The organism is Thalassobaculum fulvum, from assembly GCF_014652915.1.
In the GTDB taxonomy this organism is placed as follows: Bacteria; Pseudomonadota; Alphaproteobacteria; order Thalassobaculales; family Thalassobaculaceae; genus Thalassobaculum_A; species Thalassobaculum_A fulvum.
The window spans coordinates 105,144-124,226 of sequence record NZ_BMZS01000011.1 but is presented as its reverse complement, the minus strand read 5'-3'; the positions used below and the strand labels follow the sequence as shown (position 1 = coordinate 124,226).

Below are 19,083 nucleotides of genomic sequence, written 5' to 3'. Positions count from 1 at the left end.
TAACGCCGCCATGACCGAGACACCGAAGATCCCGCGCCCCGTCCTCCTGTGCGTCATGGACGGCTGGGGCGAGCGCGCCGACGCCGCGAACAACGCCGTGGCGCTGGCAAACACCCCGAACGTCGACGGCCTGCGCCGGCGCTGGCCGACCGGGCTGATGAACGCGTCCGAGGAGCATGTCGGCCTGCCGCACGGCCAGATGGGCAATTCCGAGGTCGGGCACATGAACCTCGGCGCCGGCCGCGTGGTGTTCCAGGACCTGCCGCGCATCGACAGGGCGATCGCCGAGGGCGAGCTGCAGCGCCGGCCGGCGATCGAGCGGATCGTCGAGGCGCTGAAGGCCAGCGGCGGGACCTGCCACCTGATGGGGCTGGTCTCGACCGGCGGCGTCCACAGCCACCAGCGCCACGTCGCGGCCCTGGCCCGCACCATCGCCGGACGCGGCGTGCCGGTGGTGGTCCACGCCTTCACCGACGGCCGCGACTGCCCGCCGAAGAGCGCGGCCGGCCAGCTCGCCGACTTCCTGAACGATCTCGGCGGCAGCGCCCGGATCGCCAGCGTCACCGGCCGGTTCTTCGCGATGGACCGCGACAAGCGCTGGGAACGGGTCGAGGCCGCCTGGAAGGCGGTGGCGCTGGCCGAGGCCGAGCACACCGCCGGCGACGCGGTGGCGGCGGTCGAGGCCGCCTACGCCCGCGGCGAGACCGACGAGTTCGTCAGCCCGACTGTGATCGGCGAGGGGGCCGCGATCCGGGACGGCGACGGCATCGTGATGGCCAACTTCCGGGCCGACCGGGCGCGCGAGATCCTGACCGCGCTGCTCGACCCGGGCTTCGACGGCTTCGCGCGGCCGCGGGTGCCGCAACTGGCGGTCGCCGCCGGCATGGTCGAGTACTCCTCGGCCCTGGCCGCCCGCATGGTCACGATCTTCCCGCCGATCGACCTGGTCGACACCCTGGGCGAGGTGGTCGCGAAGGCCGGCCTCCGGCAGCTCCGGATCGCCGAGACCGAGAAGTACCCGCACGTCACCTTCTTCCTGAACGGCGGCCGTGAGGAGGTGTTCGAGGGCGAGGACCGGATCATGGTGCCGTCCCCGAAGGTCAAGACCTACGACCTGCAGCCGGAGATGTCGGCCCCCGAGGTCTGCGACAGGCTGGTCGCCGCGATCCGGTCCGGCACCTACGACCTGATCGTCGCCAACTTCGCCAACCCCGACATGGTCGGCCACACCGGCAGCCTGGAGGCGGCGATCAGGGCGGTCGAGACCGTCGACACCTGCGTCGGCAAGGTCGCCGAGGCGGTCCTGGAGGCCGGCGGCGCCATGTTCCTGACCGCCGACCACGGCAACTGCGAGACCATGGTCGACCCGGAGACCGGCGGCCCGCATACCGCGCACACCACCAACCTGGTCCCGACCGTCCTGGTCGGGGCGCCGGCCGGCGTGGTGGGCCTGCGCACCGGCAAGCTGGCGGACGTGGCGCCGACCCTGCTGACGCTGATGGGCATCGCGCCGCCGGCGGCGATGACCGGCACGCCCATGCTGGTGACCGCCGATGCGGCGGCCCGCGAAATCCACGCCGCGCAGTAACCCCGCCGGCATCGCGGCGCCGGCACTGCTGCTGGCGTTCGCGGTCGGCCTGCTTTCCGGCAGCCCGCTTTCGGGGGGACTGTTTTCAGGGCCGCGTCCGGCGTCCGCCCAGGCGGCGGATCCGGCGGCGGATCCGGCGGCAAGTCCGGCGGCGGATGCCGACCCGGAGCGCGCGGCCCGCGAGCTCAGGCGCATCGAGGAGGACCTGGAGGGCGGCCGGTCCAGCAAGGCGCGGCTGGACCGCCTGGCGCGCGAGCTGGCGCGCGAGGTCGACCGCCTGCGGACCGACATGGCCGAGACCGCCACCCGCCAGCAGCGCACCGAGGAGACCGTCGGCGAGGTCGAGGCCACCCTGTCGGTGCTGCGCCACGAGGCCGGCGAGAAGCGCGGCGTCCTGGCGACCCGGCAGCTCGAGCTCGGCCAACTGGTCGGGGCCCTGCAGCGGCTGGCGCGACGGCCGCCGGAGGCGCTGCTGCTGATGGGGCGGCCGCCGCTGGAGACCGTGCGCACCGGCATCCTCCTGGAAGCCGCGATCCCGCAGATCAACGCCGAGGCGGAGCGGCTCAAGGCCCAGTTGGCCAGCCTCGCCGAGGTCGAGGCGAACATCCGCGAGCAGCGCGTCCGGCTCGACACGGCGACCGAGGAGCTGGCGCGGGAACGCCGTCGGCTGGCGGCCCTGGCCGACGAGAAGGCGAGGCTGCTGGCGACCACCGAGACCCGTGCCGCCGGCACCGCCGAACGCCTGCGGATGCTGTCGGAATCCGCCCGCTCGCTACGCGAGCTGCTGGCCGGGATCGAGGCCCAGCGCGCCAGGGAACGAGCCGAGGAACAGCGACTGGCTGCCCTGGTCCGCCCCCCGGAGCCGCCAGCACCGGCGACCGCGCCGGGTCCGCCGGCGCCGCCCCCCGCCGCGGCCGACACCGGCGCCGGCGTCCCGCTGCCGACCGCCCGGCCGGACCGATCCCGTGCCGAAGCCGCCGCGACGCCGCTGCTCGCCCTGCTGCCGGCCGCCCCGCCGATCACCACCGCCAAGGGCCGCCTGATCCGGCCGGTCGGCGGCACCCTGGCCAGGAGCTTCGGGCAGAGCGACCCGGAAGGGCTGCGGAATCGCGGCATCGTGATCGCCGCCCGCGACGACGCCACCGTGGTCGCGCCGTATGACGGCAGCGTGATCTATGCTGGAGAGTTCGCGGGGTTCGGCCGCATTTTGATCATTGAACACGGCGAGGGATATCTTACCCTGCTGGCAGGACTGGGCCGGATCGGACTGCAGGTCGGCCAGCGCGTGCTCGCCGGCGAGCCGGTCGGCACGATGCGGCCGCGGCAAGCCGCGGGGGGCGACGGACGTCCCGAGTTGTACGTGGAGCTTCGCCACAATGGCGACCCTATTGACCCGCTACCCTGGTTTTCGGGACTGACCGGAAAGGCCAAAGGATGACCACCCCAGAGACCCGCCTCCCGTTCCTGCGCCTCCCGTTCCTGCGCCGGCCGATCGTGCGGCGCCTGGGCGGTGCCGCCGCCGTCACCGTGCTGCTCGGCGGCCTGGCCGTGGCCGGATCCGGCCAGCTCGACGCCCAGACCAACTCCTCCGAGACCTACCGGCAACTCAACCTGTTCGGCGCGGTGTTCGAGCGGGTGCGCGCCAACTACGTCGAGGAGGTCAGCGAGGAGAAGCTGTTCGAGGCGGCGATCAACGGCATGCTGTCCTCGCTCGACCCGCATTCCTCGTTCCTGAACGCCAAGAACTACCGCGACATGCAGGTTCAGACCCGCGGCGAGTTCGGCGGCCTCGGCATCGAGGTCACCATGGAAGGCGGGCTGGTCAAGGTGGTGTCGCCGATCGACGACACGCCGGCGGCGCGGGCCGGGCTGCTGCCGGGCGATCTGATCAGCCACCTCGACGGCGAGCCGGTGCTCGGCCTGACCCTGTCGGAAGCGGTCGAGAGGATGCGCGGCAAGGTCGGGTCCGAGATCACCCTGACGGTGCGCCGCGGCGAGCAGGAGCCGTTCGACGTCACCCTCGAGCGGGCCACCATCACCATCCGTTCGGTGCGCCACCGCACCATCGGCGACATCGGCTACGTCCGGATCACCACCTTCAACGAGCAGTCCACGAGCGGCCTGCAGGAGGCCGTCGCCGCGATCCACCAGGAGCTCGGCGACCGGCTGCACGGCTACGTCATCGACCTGCGCAACAACCCCGGCGGCCTGCTCGACCAGGCGATCTCGGTGTCCGACGCCTTCCTCGAGCGCGGCGAGATCGTGTCGACCCGCGGCCGCGGCGAGGAGAACTCCAGCCGGGCCAACGCCACCCCGGGCGACATCACCGACGGCGCGCCGCTGGTGGTGCTGATCAACGGCGGCTCGGCCTCGGCCTCGGAGATCGTGGCCGGTGCGCTGCAGGACCAGCACCGGGCGATCATTCTCGGCACCCAGTCGTTCGGGAAGGGCTCGGTGCAGACCATCATCCCGCTCCAGGGCTACGGCGCGATGCGGCTGACCACGGCCCGCTACTACACGCCGTCGGGCCGCTCGATCCAGGCCAAGGGCATCACGCCCGACATCCTGGTGGAGCCGGCGAAGATCGAGAAGATCGCCACGCAACGCGGCCGCCGCGAGGCCGATCTGCGCGGCGCCCTGGTCAACCCGGACGGCACCGCTGCCCCCGGCAAGGCCGACGATCAGAAACCGGCAGACGCCCAGGAGAACGCCGATGCCGGCAAGGGCGGGGAGGTCGACGACTACCAGCTGGCCCGTGCGATCGACCTGCTGCGCGGCATCCACCTGTACCAGTCGCGCGTCGTGAATTGAGGCACCGAAGCCGACCGTGAAGCTGCCCTCGATCCGGCTTCCCTTCCCGAAACGGCGCCCGAAGACCGCCGACGCCGACGAGTTGGATCCGCTCGACGATCAGGCGGCGGAGGAACCGGAGGCCGGCGAGCCGGCGGCCCCGGCCGACCGGACCCGGCTGAAGCGCATTCTCACGGCGGTGGCGACCGTCGGGCTGGCGGTCCTGGTGATCGGCGGCACCGGCGCGCTGGTCGGCTGGATACTCGTCAATGCCGAGACCACGGAGGCCCGGCGGACGCTGGAGCGCCCGCAGCTCACCGTGCCGATCCTGGCCGACGGCGAGGCGCCGACGCCGAACAGCTCGGCCAACCGCACGACGCCGGCCGCCGGGGCCGGGCACGCCGGCACCGCCCCCGATGGCGGGCAGCACAGGGCCGCCGGCCACGGGACCGAGGCGGCACAGGAAGCCCCGGCACACGGAGCCCCGGCCGCCGGAACTTCGGAGGCCGGGGCGGAAGCCATGCCGGCGCCGGCCGACGGCGTCCGCCTCGCCGCCGTCGATCCGACCCTCCTGGAAATCAAGAACGACGCCAAGCTGCCGAAGATCGGGCCCGACGGGCGCGAGCCCTGGTCGACCTACGCGCGGCCGTTCAACGTCGACGATACCCGCCCGCGGGTGGCGATCGTGGTGGTCGGGCTCGGGCTCAGCCGCGAGCTGACCGAGCAGGCGATCTCCGGGCTCCCGAGCGCGGTCAGCCTGAGCTTCTCGCCGTACGCCCGCAACATCGGCCCGCTGCTCGAGCGCGCCAGGCAGGCCGGCCACGAGGTCCTGGTCGACCTGCCGATGGAGCCGCTGGACTTCCCGCGCGACGATCCGGGGCCGTCGACCCTGCTGACCTCGCTGTCGCTGGTCGACAACCTGAACCGCCTGGAATGGGTGCTCGGACGGGCGCCGGGCTATGTCGGCGTGACCACCTGGATGGGCTCGCAGTTCACGACCGTCGAGGACGCGCTCATGCCGGTGCTGCAGACCCTGAAGGAGCGCGGCCTGATGTTCGTCGACAGCCGCGCCACCTCGCGCAGCATCGCCACCGAGCTGGCCTCGTCGATCCAGTTGCCGCGCGCCTTCAACAACACCTTCGTCGACTCCACCCCGTCGCTCGACGCCATCGACCGGGCCCTGGCCGGGTTGGAGGCGATCGCCCGCCAGCAGCGTCATGCGGTCGGCATCGCCCGGGCCCTGCCGATCACCTTCGACCGGCTGGCGCGGTGGGCCGGGACGCTGGAGAGCAAGGGGATCACGCTTGCCCCGGTATCGGCGGTGGCCGACCGGCAGCGGCTGCGCTGAGAGGAAGCCATGGCCGGTCCGGATTCGCTGCCCTACCGTCCCTGCGTCGGCGTGATGCTGTTCGACAGCCGGGGCCAGGTGTTCGTCGGCCGGCGCATCGACACGCCGGACGCCTGGCAGATGCCCCAGGGCGGCATCGACAGGGGCGAGGCGCCGGAGACGGCGGCCCTGCGCGAGCTGGAGGAGGAGATCGGCACCGCCAACGCCGAGATCGTGGCCGGCACCGCCGAGTGGCTGGCCTACGACCTGCCGGAGCACCTGATCGGCAAGCTGTGGGGCGGGCGCTGGCGCGGCCAGCGGCAGAAGTGGTTCGCCTGCCGCTTCCTCGGCGACGACAGCGAGATCCGCCTCGACACCGCCCACCCGGAGTTCGACGCCTGGCGCTGGGTCGAACCGGAGCAGCTGACCGGCCTGATCGTGCCGTTCAAACGGGCGATCTATTCGGCGGTCGTCGCGGAACTGCTGCCGGCGGTTCGGGCGGCGTCGGCGACGACCCGAAAAGCCAAGCGTTCCTAATCCGATAATCCGAGCGTAAACTCGTCCCGCAGTCAGTGGGGCCCGCAGTCAGTGGGGAAGGCGCATGCGAGGCATCAACCTGCCTCAGACCTTCGAGCGAAGAGGGACCACGGTCCCGTTCCATCAGAAGGATCTGGCCCACGCCCGGGTGCGGGAATACTTCCACGGCGAGGACCGCCTGCTGGAGGCGGTGCTTCCGAACTATTCCGGCACGCGACGTGGCGAACTGGTGGTGGTTCCCTGGGAGCAGCTCGACCAGCTGGCCAGCATGGATCTGCGCGACCAGCGGGTGCACCAGCGGATACTCCAGACCACGACCACCCGCGAGCTCGATCCGATCGGCGTCCGCGAGATCTGCCTCGCCGCCGACGCCGCGTTCAGCGGGGACCCGTCGCTCCAGGCGGCCGCCCAGCAGATCGTCGAGCGGGACGCCCAGGACAAGGCCATGGTCCGGCTGTCGGTCATCGCCCAGCTGACCCGGGAATGCGGCATCGCCAAGGGCGACACGCTGATGGCCCGCACCAACACCCGGACCCTGATGGACCTGATGGGCGGCGACAGCGGCCGCACCCGCATCGACCTGGACCTGCTGATCGAGCGGGTCATGATCTTCGCCGCCGAACGGGGGAAGTGCACGGTCGTCGACGCCAAGGCCTATCTCGACCCGCTGGTCGGCATGATCACCCCGTTCGGCAACGTGACCGCCAAGGGCGAGGAAAAGCACAACGGCTTCCTGTTCGCCCAGCACACCCGGCTGCTGAACTTCCGCGCCGAGATCGCCGCGTACCGCAACCAGGTACGGGAGGAGCTCGAGATCCGGGTCGACCAGATCGTCGAGGCCGCCGACGAATGCATCGGCTACGTCAACGAGCGCCTGGCGCAGCTCAACGAACTGCTTGGCAAGCTCGCCGACCTGTTCGACCAGAACATGGGCGCCATCGACCAGCTCGACCGGCTGCGCCGCGACGTGGCGTTCGGGCTGGACGGCTGGGACGACATGATCTCCGTGTGGAGCGACGCCTACCGGGCGCGCGACGCCATCGGCGGCGACCGCGCGGTCGAGCGCGCGATCCAGCGGATCGCCGGCTTCGCGCCCCGGATTCCGGTCCGCGAGCTGTTCCCCGATCACGAGCAGGTCAAATCGGGCGCCCGCTACGAGCAGGCGCGGGTCAGGATGGTCAGCCAGATGCACAACTGGGAGAACGACCAGCTCGACTCCGAACTGCAGCATCGGGTCGAGGAAGGGCGCAAGCGGCGGCCGCACACCAGCATGGTCCGGATGAACGAGGACGACGACCGCCCGCCGCCGCCCAAGGCCGGCAAGTGAAGCGCCGCCGGCCGGGCGGCTACTTGCGGATCCAGCGGCCGGCGGCGTCCATGACGAAGGTGCCGGGCGCCGCCCGGGCGATCAGCTTCTGCCCCGCCAGGACCTCGACCTGCTCGCGCGGGACGCCGTTCTGACGGGCGACGCTCTCGTAGGCGGCACGGCGCTCGGCGTTGACCTGGTCGACCAGGGCCCGGGCCTCCGCCGGCGCACCCGCATCGACCAGCCCGACATAGCCGTCGCGACGCTCGCCGATCCAGCCCTGTGCCTTGGCGGCGTCGAGGTCGAGCGCCAGAGCCGGCCGCGGGCCGAGTGCGGCGGCCGTTGCCAGCCCGGCCAGCAGCGTCATCAGGGACCGTCGCCCGAGCACCTTCGAGCCGCGCCGCATCGCCCTCTCCTCAGAAGATCTTCTTGTCGGTCTTGAACAGCTCTTCGAGGTCGCGCTCCACCTTGATGCGGACCTCCTGCTCGATCTTGATGTTCAGGTTGATGGTGATCGGCTCCTTCGGCGCCTCCAGCGCCACCCGGGGCTCGCAGGCGGCCACCGCCAGCGCGACCCCGGCGATCGCCAGCAGGCGCTGCCCGCTAACCGCCACCCGTCGCCTCCAGGCGCCGGCGGATGACGTCGCTGAGTCCGAGGTTGCGCCGGATCTCGCCGAACAGCTGGTCGAGCGCCCCGCTGAGGGTGACGTTGAGAGCGATCGGATAGCCGTCGAAGAGATCGGGATTGGCACCGCGCAACCTGAGTCTGACGTCGAACGGCTCCCCCGGGCGGCCGTCGGCCTCGACCTCGAAGGACTCGTAGACGAAGTTTCGAATCGCCCGCAGCAGGAGGCTAACCTGCTCGCCGGAATCCTGCAACGCGGGGGCGTCGCCGGACGGCTGGTAGCGCAGCGAGCCACCGCCCACCCCGGCGGTCAGCCGGGCCTGCCGGACCGCCAGCCCGGTCTCGGGGTCCCACAGCAGCGGCAGCCAGCCGGACAGGGTGCCGGTCGCCGACAGCCCGTCGAGGTCGATGATCTCGGCCAGACGGGCCGCGTCGACCCGCTCGACCTTCAGGACCACGGGTACCGGCTGCCGGCCGCCCAACGGCACCGCCACGTCTTCGGCACTCACCCGGCCGTCGGCGAAGCGGGCCTCGACGCTCTCCAGCCGCAGCACCCGGTCCGGCTCCAGGCGGAAGCGGACGCGCGGGGCGACGATCGGGATCCCGACATCGGCGGCCGTCGCCGTCAACTCCTGGGCCGGGGCCGTGGCCGGCGGGTCGACGCGGGTGACAGCGACGGCGCCGGACAGCCCGGTGACGGTGCCGAGCGACCCGGAGAAGCCGAGGTCCTTCAGGGTCAGGGTCAGCGGGTCGTCGGGCGGAACCGCCTCGCCCGGCCAGCGCACCCGCCCGCCGAGCGACACCTCACCGGAGGCGTCGCGGAACAGCGCGGCCGCCGCCGGCGACAGGTCGGCCGGCTGCAGCCCGCCGGGCACGAAGCGGATCGGGAACAGCGTCAGCTCGGCCTCGCCACGCCCGCTCGACGGGACGTGATGGCCGTCGGCATCCAGCACGAACGCCCCGTCGGCCCCGCGCAGCGTCATGCGGAAGGCCAGTCGGTCCGGGCTGCGGGCGGTCGCGGCGCCGTGCGCCACCCCCTCGAGCGACAGCGGCGCGAACCGGGCCAGCCGGGCGTCCCGGTCGGCGACCCGGCGGGCAGTCACGTCGAGGCGGCGGAGACGCGCTGCGCCCGAGCCGCCATCGCCGGCCGCCAGGTCCAGGCGGAGGTCGGCGGCCAGCCCGTCCAAGGTCACCCCGGCCGGCGCGACCGCGGCCGACGCTCCGGTCAGCCGGACCCGCAGCCGGCCGTCGCCGGACGGTTCCAGCGAGGCGCTGACCGTCGCCCGCAGCGGCTCGAGGTCGATGCGCCAGGCGTCGGCCCGGGCCGACGCCACCGCGAGCGCCGGCAGCTCGACCGGCAGGTCGAGCAGGACCGGTCCCGGCTCCAGCGGCACGGTGAGCACCGCACGGTTGGTCGCCGCCACCCGGACCGCCAGCCGCTCGATCGGGGCGACCGGGGCGGCCGGGGCCAGCCGGTCGACCGTCAGGCGGGCCGGCGTCGACAGCAGGACGCGGACCCCGTCCTCGCCGGTCTCCACCCGCCCCCGGGCCGTGACGGCGGCCCCGACAACCCCGCGCTCGGGCGCGCTGGCGCGCAGGCTCAGCTCGAACTCGCCGGCCGGCCCCGACGGCCCGACGGTCAGGTCGGCGACGCCGGCGTCCAGGCGTTCCAGGTCGATTCCGGCATGGCGAATGCCGGCCGCCTGCACCGTCGCCCGCTCGACCCGGTCGAGCCGCCAGCCGGTCGCGCCGGGACGGAACACCGCCCGGCCCGCCACCGTGCCGTTGGCGCCGTCGGCCGCGACCGCCGCAACCGGTCCCTCGACCACGACCCGGGGATCGCCGAACAGGTCCTGCAGCAGCGCCCGCAGCGGGGTCGTGGCGGTCCCGGCGGTCACCGTCGCCGGGACCGCAAGGAACCCGGGCGCCGTGGCATCCGGCGGCGGCTCCGGCTGCACCCGGAGAGTGACGGGCCCGGCGGTCTCGACCGCTAGGCGCCCGGCCGCGAGCGCCGCCGCCAGCCGGGCCGTGCCCTGGAGCCGGCCCAGGGACGGCACGCTGCCGTCGGCCAGCGAGACCGACAGGCCGCCGGCCGCCACCGCGCTCGACCACACCGCCGCCGGCGCCGGATCGGCCAAGGAAAACGATCCCGCCGCCTCGGCCTGCGCCGTCCCGCGCAGGTTCAGCGGCTGCCGGCCGGTCCAGGCCGCCAGCAGCCCGTCGAGCCGGGCGAGGTCGGCGCTCAGCTCCAGCCGGACCGGGCGGCGACCGTCGGCGCCCGCCGCATCGGCGACCGCCGCCGCGATCGCCTCGGGATCGGCTTCGGGGCCCAGCCTCACGGTTCCCGACAACCCGGTCTCGTCATACCGCAACCGGGCCGCGGGCGCCGGAACCGCGGCGCCACCGGCCAGGACCCGGCCGGCGGAAAGTTCGGCGGCGACCACGACTCCGCCGGAAGCCGGCAGGCTGAGTGTGGCGGTCCCGCGCATCCCGACGACGTCCAAGGCCTCGCGTCGCAGCCGGCCGGCGGCGATCGACACGCCGGTCCGCGCGCCGGCGGCGTCGCGGTCCAGGGTCGCCCGGCCCTCGGCTTCCAGCGACAGGCCGGCCGCCAGCGGGCCGGGCGCCCCGGTCACGGCCGCGAGCCGCCATGCCAGGCCGGCCGCCAGGCCGCCGCCGGGCGTCGGCGCGGCCGTGCCCTCCAGACGCAGCCGGCCGCGGGCGGCACCGTCCAGCCGGATGGCGGCGTCGCGCAGCTCGATCCGCCGGACCGCCGGCCGGTCGGAAGCGGAGTCGGTTCGTCCGGCGGCGAGCGCCGCGACCAGGGGATCGAGGCTGCCGAGCCGGAGCGCGCCGTCGGGCGCGACCGTCGCGTCGAGCACCGCGCCGGTCGCGGTGACGGCGCGCAGGCGGCCGCCCAGCAGCTCGGCCGGGTCGAACGCGATCCGGATCCGCTCGGCCGTCAGAACGGCGTCCCGGTTCACCCGCAGGTCGACGAGTTCGACATGGTCCAGGGACAGCGCCTCGATCCGGAACGCCAGGTCGTCGAGCGCGTCGACGCCGGCCGCCTGATTGACGGCCCAGCGCACGATTCGCGGCGGGACGACGTCCCGGCCGACCCACAGGGCCGGCGCCAGCACGGCCACGACCGCCAGCAGGATGAGGACCGCGCGGCCCAGCCAACGCACGCTTGCGACTCCCTCCGATGCCGCCACGAATCGGGGAGAAGTATGACAACACGGAAAACGGCCGTCCAATGGACGGCCGTTCCGAAGTCGGTCCTGCGCGGGATGCGGCCCGCTCGGGGCGTTACGCCGCCTTGCGCTTGGCGTCGGCCAGCGCTTCGAGCATGCGGATCCGGTCCTGCAGCTTCTCGCGCTCGACCTCGTCCTTGGTGTCCTTCAGGACGTCGCGGTCGCCGGCCAGTTCCTTCTCGACGTCGGCCAGGGTGACCTCGCCGAGCGGGCGGGCCTCCTCGGCCAGCACCGTGCAACGGGTCTCGGTGACCTCGGCGAAGCCGCCGGCCACGAAGATCCGCTCGACCACCGAGCCGCCCTGGTAGATGTCGATCACGCCGGCCGACAGGGTCGAGATCATCGGCGCGTGCCGCGGCAGCACGCCGAAATACCCCTCGCTGCCGGGGACGACGACCATCTCGACGTCACGGGACAGCACCAGCCGTTCCGGCGACACGAGCTCGAACTGGGTGGTCTCAGCCATCGTTCCCTACCTCTTTGTCGACCGCTGCGGACGGGCGCGACCCGATCAGGCGGCCTCGGCCGCCATCTTGCGGGCCTTCTCGACCGCCTCGTCGATGCCGCCGACCATGTAGAACGCCGCTTCCGGCAGGTCGTCGTACTGGCCGTCGACGATCGCCTTGAAGCCCTTGATGGTGTCCTCGAGGGCCACGAGCTTGCCCGGGCTGCCGGTGAACACCTCGGCGACGTGGAACGGCTGCGACAGGAAGCGCTGGATCTTGCGGGCCCGCGCCACCGTCAGGCGGTCCTCTTCCGAGAGCTCGTCCATGCCCAGGATCGCGATGATGTCCTGCAGCGACTTGTACTGCTGCAGCACCTCCTGCACGCGACGGGCGACGTTGTAGTGCTCGTCGCCGATGACCCGCGGGTCGAGCATGCGCGAGGTCGAGTCGAGCGGGTCGACCGCCGGGTAGATGCCGAGCTCGGCGATCGAACGGTTGAGCACCGTGGTGGCGTCGAGGTGCGAGAACGACGTCGCCGGCGCCGGGTCGGTCAGGTCGTCGGCCGGCACGTAGATGGCCTGCACCGAGGTGATCGAGCCCTTCTTGGTGGTGGTGATCCGCTCCTGCAGGGCGCCCATGTCGGTCGCCAGGGTCGGCTGGTAACCCACCGCCGACGGGATACGGCCGAGCAGCGCCGACACCTCGGAACCCGCCTGGGTGAAGCGGAAGATGTTGTCGACGAAGAACAGCACGTCCTGGCCTTCCTCGTCACGGAAGTACTCGGCCAGTGTCAGGCCGGTCAGGCCGACGCGGGCACGGGCACCCGGCGGCTCGTTCATCTGGCCGTAGACCAGCGCCGCCTTCGAGCCCGGGCCGTCCTGCACGATGACCCCGGACTCCACCATCTCGTGGTAGAGGTCGTTGCCTTCACGGGTCCGCTCGCCCACGCCGGCGAACACCGAGTAGCCGCCATGCGCCTTCGCGACGTTGTTGATCAGCTCCATGATCAGCACCGTCTTGCCCACGCCGGCGCCGCCGAACAGGCCGATCTTGCCGCCCTTGGCGTACGGCGCCAGCAGGTCGATGACCTTGATGCCGGTGATCAGGATCTCGGCCTCGGTCGACTGGTCGATGTACTCCGGCGCCGGACGGTGGATCGGGAAGTGCATCTTGCTCTCGACCGGCGGCCGCTCGTCGGCCGGCTGGCCAATGACGTTCAGGATGCGGCCCAGGGTCTCGGGCCCGACCGGCACGGTGATCGGGGCGCCGGTGTCTTCCACCGACTGGCCGCGGACCGCGCCCTCGGTCGAGTCCATGGCGATCGTGCGCACGGTGTTCTCGCCGAGGTGCTGCGCCACTTCCAGCACCAGGAGGTTGTCGCCGATCTTGGTGTGCAGCGCGTTCAGGATCGGCGGCAGCTCGCCCTCGAACTTCACGTCGACGACGGCGCCAATGACCTGGGTAATCTTACCGGTAGCGTTGTTGGCCATGCTTTAGGCTCCTCGGTTGGGCGGGGAGGCGACGGTGCTGCGCCTCAGAGCGCCTCTGCGCCCGAAATGATCTCGATGAGTTCCTTGGTGATCACCGCCTGACGGGTCCGGTTGTAGGTCATCGTCAGTCGGTCGATCATGTCGCCGGCGTTGCGGGTGGCGCTGTCCATCGCCGTCATCCGCGCGCCGTGCTCGCTGGCCGCGTTCTCCAGCAGAGCCGCGTAGATCTGGGTGGCGACGTTGCGCGGCAGCAGCGCGGCGAGGATGCCCTCCTCGTCCGGCTCGTACTCGTACAGCGCCTTCAGCTCGTCGCCCTGTTCCTCCTCGGCCTCCGGGACGCTGGCCGGAATCAGCTGCTGGGCGGTGACGATCTGGCTCATCGCCGACTTGAAGCGGTTGAAGAAGATCGTGCAGACGTCGAACTCGCCGGCATCGAAGGCGTGGATCAGCTCGCGCGCGATGTTGTCGGCGGTCTCGAAGCCGACGACGGTGCGGGCGACGTTCTCCATCGACTTGACGATCTTCGCGCCGTGGGTGCGGCGCAGCTGGTCGCGCGCCTTGCGGCCGACCGTCATGATCTTGACGGTCTTGCCCTCGCGCTCGAGTTCGATGATCCGGCGCCGGGCGGCCCGCACGATCGACGAGTTGAAGCCGCCGCACAGGCCGCGGTCGGCGGTCGCCACCACGATCATGTGGACGTCGTCCTTGCCGGTGCCGGCGATCAGCCTGGGGCCGCCGCTGGAGCCGACCTTGGCGCCGAGCGACGCGATCATCCGCTCCATGCGCTGGGCATAGGGCCGCGCGGCTTCGGCCGCCTCCTGCGCCCGACGCAGCTTCGCGGCCGCGACCATTTTCATGGCCGACGTGATCTTCTGCGTCGACTTGACGCTCTTGATCCGGATCTTCAGGTCCTTGAGGTTGGCCATCGTACCGTCCGCTGCCCCACCGTTGGCGTTTCGCCGTCAACCGACCGGTCCGGGCGCGCCCGCGAGGGGCGCGCCCGCCGGCATCAGGCGAAGGTCTTGGCGAAGGAGTCCATGAACTCCTTCAGCTTGCCCTGGGTCTCGTCCGACAGCGCCTTCTCGGTCCGGATCGCCTCGAGGATGCCCGGGGCCTTCGCCCGGACGTCCGCCAGGAGCTGGCTCTCGAACCGGCCGATGTCGGCGATCGCGATGGAGTCGAGGTAGCCGCGGACGCCCGCGAAGATCGACACGACCTGCTCCTCGACCGGCATCGGGCTGAACTGCGCCTGCTTCAGCAGCTCGGTCAGGCGCGAGCCGCGGGCCAGCAGGCGCTGGGTGGCGGCGTCGAGGTCCGAGGCGAACTGCGCGAAGGCGGCCATCTCGCGATACTGCGCGAGCTCCAGCTTGATGGTGCCGGCGACCTGCTTCATGGCCTTGATCTGGGCGGCCGAGCCGACGCGGCTGACCGACAGGCCGACGTTCACCGCCGGGCGGATGCCGCGGTAGAACAGGTCGGTCTCCAGGAAGATCTGGCCATCCGTGATCGAGATCACGTTGGTCGGGATGTACGCCGACACGTCACCGGCCTGGGTCTCGATGACCGGCAGGGCGGTCAGCGAGCCGGCACCGTTGGCGTCGTTCATCTTCGCCGCGCGCTCGAGCAGCCGCGAGTGCAGGTAGAACACGTCGCCCGGGTAGGCCTCGCGCCCCGGCGGGCGACGCAGCAGCAGCGACATCTGGCGGTAGGCGACGGCCTGCTTGGACAGGTCGTCGTACACGATCACGGCATGCATGCCGTTGTCGCGGAAGAACTCGCCCATCGCGCAGCCGGTGTACGGCGCCAGGAACTGCAGCGGCGCCGGGTCGGACGCGGTGGCCGCGATCACGATCGAGTACTCGAGCGCGCCGTAGTCCTCCAGGGTCTTCACGATCTGGGCGACCGTGGAGCGCTTCTGGCCGACCGCGACGTAGATGCAGAACAGCTTCTTGCTGTCGTCGTCGCCGGCAGCGTCGTTGACCGACTTCTGGTTGATGAAGGTGTCGACCGCGATCGCGGTCTTGCCGGTCTGGCGGTCGCCGATGATCAGCTCCCGCTGGCCGCGGCCGACCGGGATCAGGCTGTCGATCGCCTTCAGGCCGGTCTGCATCGGCTCGTGCACCGACTTGCGCGGCATGATGCCCGGCGCCTTGACCTCGACGCGCTTGCGCTCGACGTCCTGCAGCGGGCCCTTGCCGTCGATCGGGTTGCCGAGGCCGTCGACCACCCGGCCGAGCAGGCCACGGCCGACCGGCACGTCCACGATGGCGCCGGTCCGCTTGACGGTGTCGCCTTCCTTGATGCTGCGGTCGTCGCCGAAGATCACGATACCGACGTTGTCGGTCTCGAGGTTCAGCGCCATGCCGCGGATGCCACCCGGGAACTCGACCATCTCGCCGGCCTGGACCTGGTCCAGCCCGTAGACGCGGGCGATGCCGTCACCGACGGACAGCACCTGGCCGACCTCGGCGACCTCCGCCTCGGCCCCGAAATTGGCGATCTGCTCCTTGAGGATGCCGGAAATTTCAGCGGCGCGGATGTCCATCAGCCAATCCCTTTCATGGCGAGCTGCAGACGCTGCAGCTTGGTACGGAGCGAACTGTCGATCATGCGCGAGCCGACGCGCACGATCAGGCCGCCGATCAGCGACGGATCGACGGTGAGATCAACGGTGACCTTCTGGCCGACCACCTTGCGCAGCGCCTCGGTGACCGAGGCGACCTGCTCCTCGGACAGCGTCACCGCCGAGGTGACCTGGGCGGCGACCTCGCCGCGGCGGCGGGCCAGCTCGGCCAAGTAGGCGTCGATCATCCGCGGCAGCGCGAACAGCCGCCGGTTGGCGGCCAGCACGCCGAGGAACTTGGCGGTCAGCGGGTGCGCGCCGGCCTTCTCGGCCACCGCCAGCACGCCCTTGCCCTGATCGTCGCGGGTCAGCACCGGCGAGCGGATCAGGCGGTCGAATTCCGGGCTGTCGCTCAGCAGCTGCCGCAGCGCGGACAGGTCCGAGGCGACGTCGTCCAGAACCTTGCCTTCGTCGGCCAGCTCGTAGAGCGCCAACGCGTATCGAGCGGCAAGCCCTTGGGTTTCCGATGCCACGAGGAAACGCCCCTTCGTCTCGATCGGTGCCGACTTATCCCGCCTCGGGGGCGGGACCACGCCGACGGCCGCGTGGATGGTGAAGCCGCCGCGCAAAGGCCTCCCGGAGAGAGGCCACCCCCCGCGGCGCGGCGCCTAACTAGCACACGGGTCTGGGGGGTGCAAGCGGCCACCGAACGGCAAGTTGCGGCGTCTCGATGGCGCTCCTAAACGACGGATTGCCGAGGCTTTTCCATCGCCGCGACCGCCCTAGAGGAAACTGTACGGATCGACGTCGATGGTCAGCCGGACGGCGTTCTCCAGCTTGATCGGCGACAGCCAGTCGCGCAGCACGCGCTGCAGGTTGACGTCCTTGCGGGCCTTGACCAGCAGCCGCCGGCGGTGGCGGCCGCGCAGCAGCGCGAGCGGCGCCGGCGCCGGCCCGAGCACCGCCACCCCGTCGATCCGCGGCGCCGCCCGGGCGATGGCGCGGGCCGCCAGATCCGCCCGCTCGGCGTCCGGCGCCGACACCACCAGCCCGGCCAGGCGCCCGAACGGCGGCATGCCGGCGGCCCGGCGCTGCTCGGTCTCGTACTCCAGGAACCGCTCGCGGTCGCCGGCCGCCAGCGCCGCCATCACCGGGTTCTCCGGCACATGGGTCTGCAGCAGCACCCGGCCCGGCCGCTCGGCCCGGCCGGCCCGCCCGGCCACCTGGTGCAGCATCTGGTAAGTGCGCTCGCCGGCCCTGAGGTCGCCGCCGGCCAGGCCGAGGTCGGCGTCGACCACGCCGACCAGGGTGAGCCACGGGAAGTGGTGGCCCTTGGCGACGATCTGGGTGCCGACGATCACGTCGATCTCGCGGGCGTTGACCGCGCGCACGAACTCGGCCGCCTGGTCGGGCCCGAGGATGGTATCGGACGAGGCGATCTGGAATCGGGCGTCGGGGAACCGGCTCAGCACCTCCTCGGCCAGCCGCTCGACGCCCGGGCCGCTGGCGACGAAGCTGTCCTCGGCCTCGCAGGACGGGCAGGCCTTCGGCATCCGGCCGGAATAGCCGCAATGATGGCACTGCAGCCGGCCCAGCAGCCGGTGCTCGACCAGCCAGGCCGTGCAGTTCGGGCACTCCAGGCGGTGGCCGCAGGCCCGGCACAGGGTCAGCGGGGCGTAGCCGCGGCGGTTCAGGAACAGCAGCGCCTGCTCGCCCTCGTCCAGGGTCTGCCGCATCGCCCGCACCAGGCCGGGCGCCAGGAACCGGCCGCGCTCCGGCCGGTCGCGGCGCATGTCGATCAGCTCGACCGTCGGCAGCACCGCGCTGCCCGGCCGGGCGTGCAGATGCAGCGCCCGGTAGCGGCCGCTGCGCACGTTCTCCAGGGTCTCCAGGCTGGGCGTGGCCGACACCAGGACGACCGGAACGCTCTCCAGATGGGCGCGCACCACCGCCATGTCGCGGGCCTGGTAGGCGACGCCGTCCTCCTGCTTGTAGGCGGGCTCGTGCTCCTCGTCGACGACGATCAGGCCGAGCTCCGCGAACGGCAGGAACAGGGCCGAGCGGGCCCCGACCAGCACCCGCGCCGTGCCCTCGGCGACGGCCCGCCAGGTGCGGCGGCGGACCCCCGGCTTGAGGTCGGAGTGCCAGACCGCCGGGGCGGTGCCGAAGCGCGCCTCGAACCGTTCCAGCCACTGCGCCGACAGCGCGATCTCCGGCAGCAGCACCAGCGCCTGCCGGCCGGCCGCCAGGGCGGCAGCGATCGCCTCGAAGTACACCTCGGTCTTGCCGGAGCCGGTGACCCCGTCGAGCGCGGTGACCGCAAACGCCCGGTCCGCGACCGCCTGCCGCAAGGCCTCGGCGGCCGCCGCCTGCTCGCCGGTCAGGTCGTGGCCCGCCCGGTCCGGGTCCGGTGCGGCGAACGGCGGCGGTGGCGCCAGGTCGTGACGCTCCAGCAGGCCGGCCTCCAGCATCGACTTGATCACCGCCGGCCCGATCCCGGCCTCGCGCGCCAGGTCGCGCGGCTCCAGCGCCGGGCCGTCGGCGAGCGCCGCCAGCGCCCGGCGGCGGGCCGGGGTCATCCGGACGTTCGGCGGCCACGCCGCCTCCGGCACCGCGGTCAGCACCTGGGTCGCCGGCGGCGGCTCGAGCGCGCCCGGCGAGCTGATCGCCATGCGCAGCACCGAGCCGCGGGCCGCCAGGGTCCAGCCGGCCACCCAGTCGACCAGGTCGAGCACCGTGCCGGGCAGAGGCGGCACGTCGAACGCCCGGATCACGCCGCGCAGCTTGTCCTCGGCGACGTCGTCGCCGCCCGGGCCGAGCACCACGCCGATCAGCCGCCGCCGGCCGAGCGGGACCTCGACCACGGCGCCGCGTTCCAGCCCCCAGGCCGGGTCGGCCTTGTAGTCGTACGCCCCGTCGAGCGGCAGCGGCAGCAGCACGCTGACCCGCTCGTAGGGCGCGTCCAGGGGGAACAGGTCGTCCACGCGGCGAAGCTCTCCGTCCATGCCGCCGGCTATGGCAGGCCGAGGCGGTGTTTCGGTGCCGGCATGCCGGCGGGGCGAGTGTGCCGCCCGGCCGCCGGCCGGACAACGCGGGCGTGCCGGGGCGCGCGAACCCGGCGGGCCGGCTGGCCGGTGGTCCGGCGATGGGGTAGACT

At 72.5% G+C, this 19,083-nt stretch carries 15 protein-coding genes; 6 read left to right on the top strand and 9 right to left on the bottom strand.

Going from position 1 to position 19,083, the window contains the following annotated elements; genetic code table 11:
• Nucleotides 1-10: 10 nt before the first annotated feature.
• The 6 genes from gpmI to IE246_RS21985 all read left to right on the top strand — a co-directional run bounded on the left by gpmI (nt 11) and on the right by IE246_RS21985 (nt 7,569).
• On the top strand, nt 11-1,588 hold the full coding sequence (gene gpmI, locus IE246_RS22010) for a 2,3-bisphosphoglycerate-independent phosphoglycerate mutase (RefSeq protein WP_189993729.1): 1,578 nt from the start codon (nt 11-13) through the stop codon (nt 1,586-1,588).
• Complete coding sequence (locus IE246_RS22005) at nt 1,554-3,026, top strand: murein hydrolase activator EnvC family protein (protein WP_189993727.1); 1,473 nt, start codon at nt 1,554-1,556, stop codon at nt 3,024-3,026. Before gpmI ends, IE246_RS22005 begins: the two co-directional genes overlap by 35 nt.
• A complete protein-coding gene (locus IE246_RS22000) occupies nt 3,023-4,399 on the top strand; it encodes a S41 family peptidase (RefSeq protein WP_189993724.1) in 1,377 nt (458 codons plus the stop codon). The genes IE246_RS22005 and IE246_RS22000 overlap by 4 nt, the downstream gene beginning before the upstream one ends.
• A 16-nt stretch (nt 4,400-4,415) precedes the next feature.
• Nucleotides 4,416-5,726 carry a divergent polysaccharide deacetylase family protein gene (locus IE246_RS21995; RefSeq protein WP_189993722.1) on the top strand — a complete coding sequence of 437 codons (1,311 nt, stop codon included), beginning with the start codon at nt 4,416-4,418 and terminating at the stop codon, nt 5,724-5,726.
• Nucleotides 5,727-5,735: 9 nt separating this feature from the next.
• Nucleotides 5,736-6,242: an RNA pyrophosphohydrolase gene (locus IE246_RS21990; protein ID WP_189993721.1), complete on the top strand. Its 507-nt coding sequence runs from the start codon at nt 5,736-5,738 to the stop codon at nt 6,240-6,242.
• Nucleotides 6,243-6,306: 64 nt separating this feature from the next.
• On the top strand, nt 6,307-7,569 hold the full coding sequence (locus IE246_RS21985) for a hypothetical protein (protein WP_189993720.1): 1,263 nt from the start codon (nt 6,307-6,309) through the stop codon (nt 7,567-7,569).
• A 19-nt stretch (nt 7,570-7,588) separates the two neighbouring features.
• Here the strand turns inward: IE246_RS21985 and IE246_RS21980 are convergent, their stop codons facing one another.
• The 9 genes from IE246_RS21980 to IE246_RS21940 form a co-directional block, all read right to left on the bottom strand.
• Nucleotides 7,589-7,954 (bottom strand): YdbL family probable chaperone protein, encoded by a 366-nt coding sequence (locus IE246_RS21980; RefSeq protein WP_229837435.1) that lies wholly within the window; start codon nt 7,952-7,954, stop codon nt 7,589-7,591.
• A 10-nt stretch (nt 7,955-7,964) separates the two neighbouring features.
• A complete protein-coding gene (locus IE246_RS21975) occupies nt 7,965-8,162 on the bottom strand; it encodes a YnbE family lipoprotein (protein WP_189993718.1) in 198 nt (65 codons plus the stop codon).
• Entirely contained in the window at nt 8,152-11,361 is a 3,210-nt protein-coding gene (locus IE246_RS21970; protein ID WP_189993716.1) for an intermembrane phospholipid transport protein YdbH family protein, read from the bottom strand. Before IE246_RS21970 ends, IE246_RS21975 begins: the two co-directional genes overlap by 11 nt.
• 121 nt (nt 11,362-11,482) lie before the next feature.
• On the bottom strand, nt 11,483-11,893 hold the full coding sequence (locus IE246_RS21965) for a F0F1 ATP synthase subunit epsilon (RefSeq protein ID WP_189993715.1): 411 nt from the start codon (nt 11,891-11,893) through the stop codon (nt 11,483-11,485).
• A 45-nt stretch (nt 11,894-11,938) separates the two neighbouring features.
• Nucleotides 11,939-13,363 carry a F0F1 ATP synthase subunit beta gene (atpD, locus tag IE246_RS21960; protein WP_189993713.1) on the bottom strand — a complete coding sequence of 475 codons (1,425 nt, stop codon included), beginning with the start codon at nt 13,361-13,363 and terminating at the stop codon, nt 11,939-11,941.
• A gap of 44 nt (nt 13,364-13,407) precedes the next feature.
• On the bottom strand, nt 13,408-14,289 hold the full coding sequence (locus IE246_RS21955) for a F0F1 ATP synthase subunit gamma (RefSeq protein WP_189993711.1): 882 nt from the start codon (nt 14,287-14,289) through the stop codon (nt 13,408-13,410).
• A gap of 83 nt (nt 14,290-14,372) precedes the next feature.
• On the bottom strand, nt 14,373-15,908 hold the full coding sequence (atpA, locus tag IE246_RS21950; RefSeq protein WP_189993709.1) for a F0F1 ATP synthase subunit alpha: 1,536 nt from the start codon (nt 15,906-15,908) through the stop codon (nt 14,373-14,375).
• Entirely contained in the window at nt 15,908-16,459 is a 552-nt protein-coding gene (locus tag IE246_RS21945) for a F0F1 ATP synthase subunit delta (RefSeq protein WP_189993707.1), read from the bottom strand. Before IE246_RS21945 ends, atpA begins: the two co-directional genes overlap by 1 nt.
• 249 nt (nt 16,460-16,708) lie before the next feature.
• Complete coding sequence (locus IE246_RS21940) at nt 16,709-18,910, bottom strand: primosomal protein N' (protein ID WP_229837434.1); 2,202 nt, start codon at nt 18,908-18,910, stop codon at nt 16,709-16,711.
• Nucleotides 18,911-19,083: the final 173 nt, after the last annotated feature.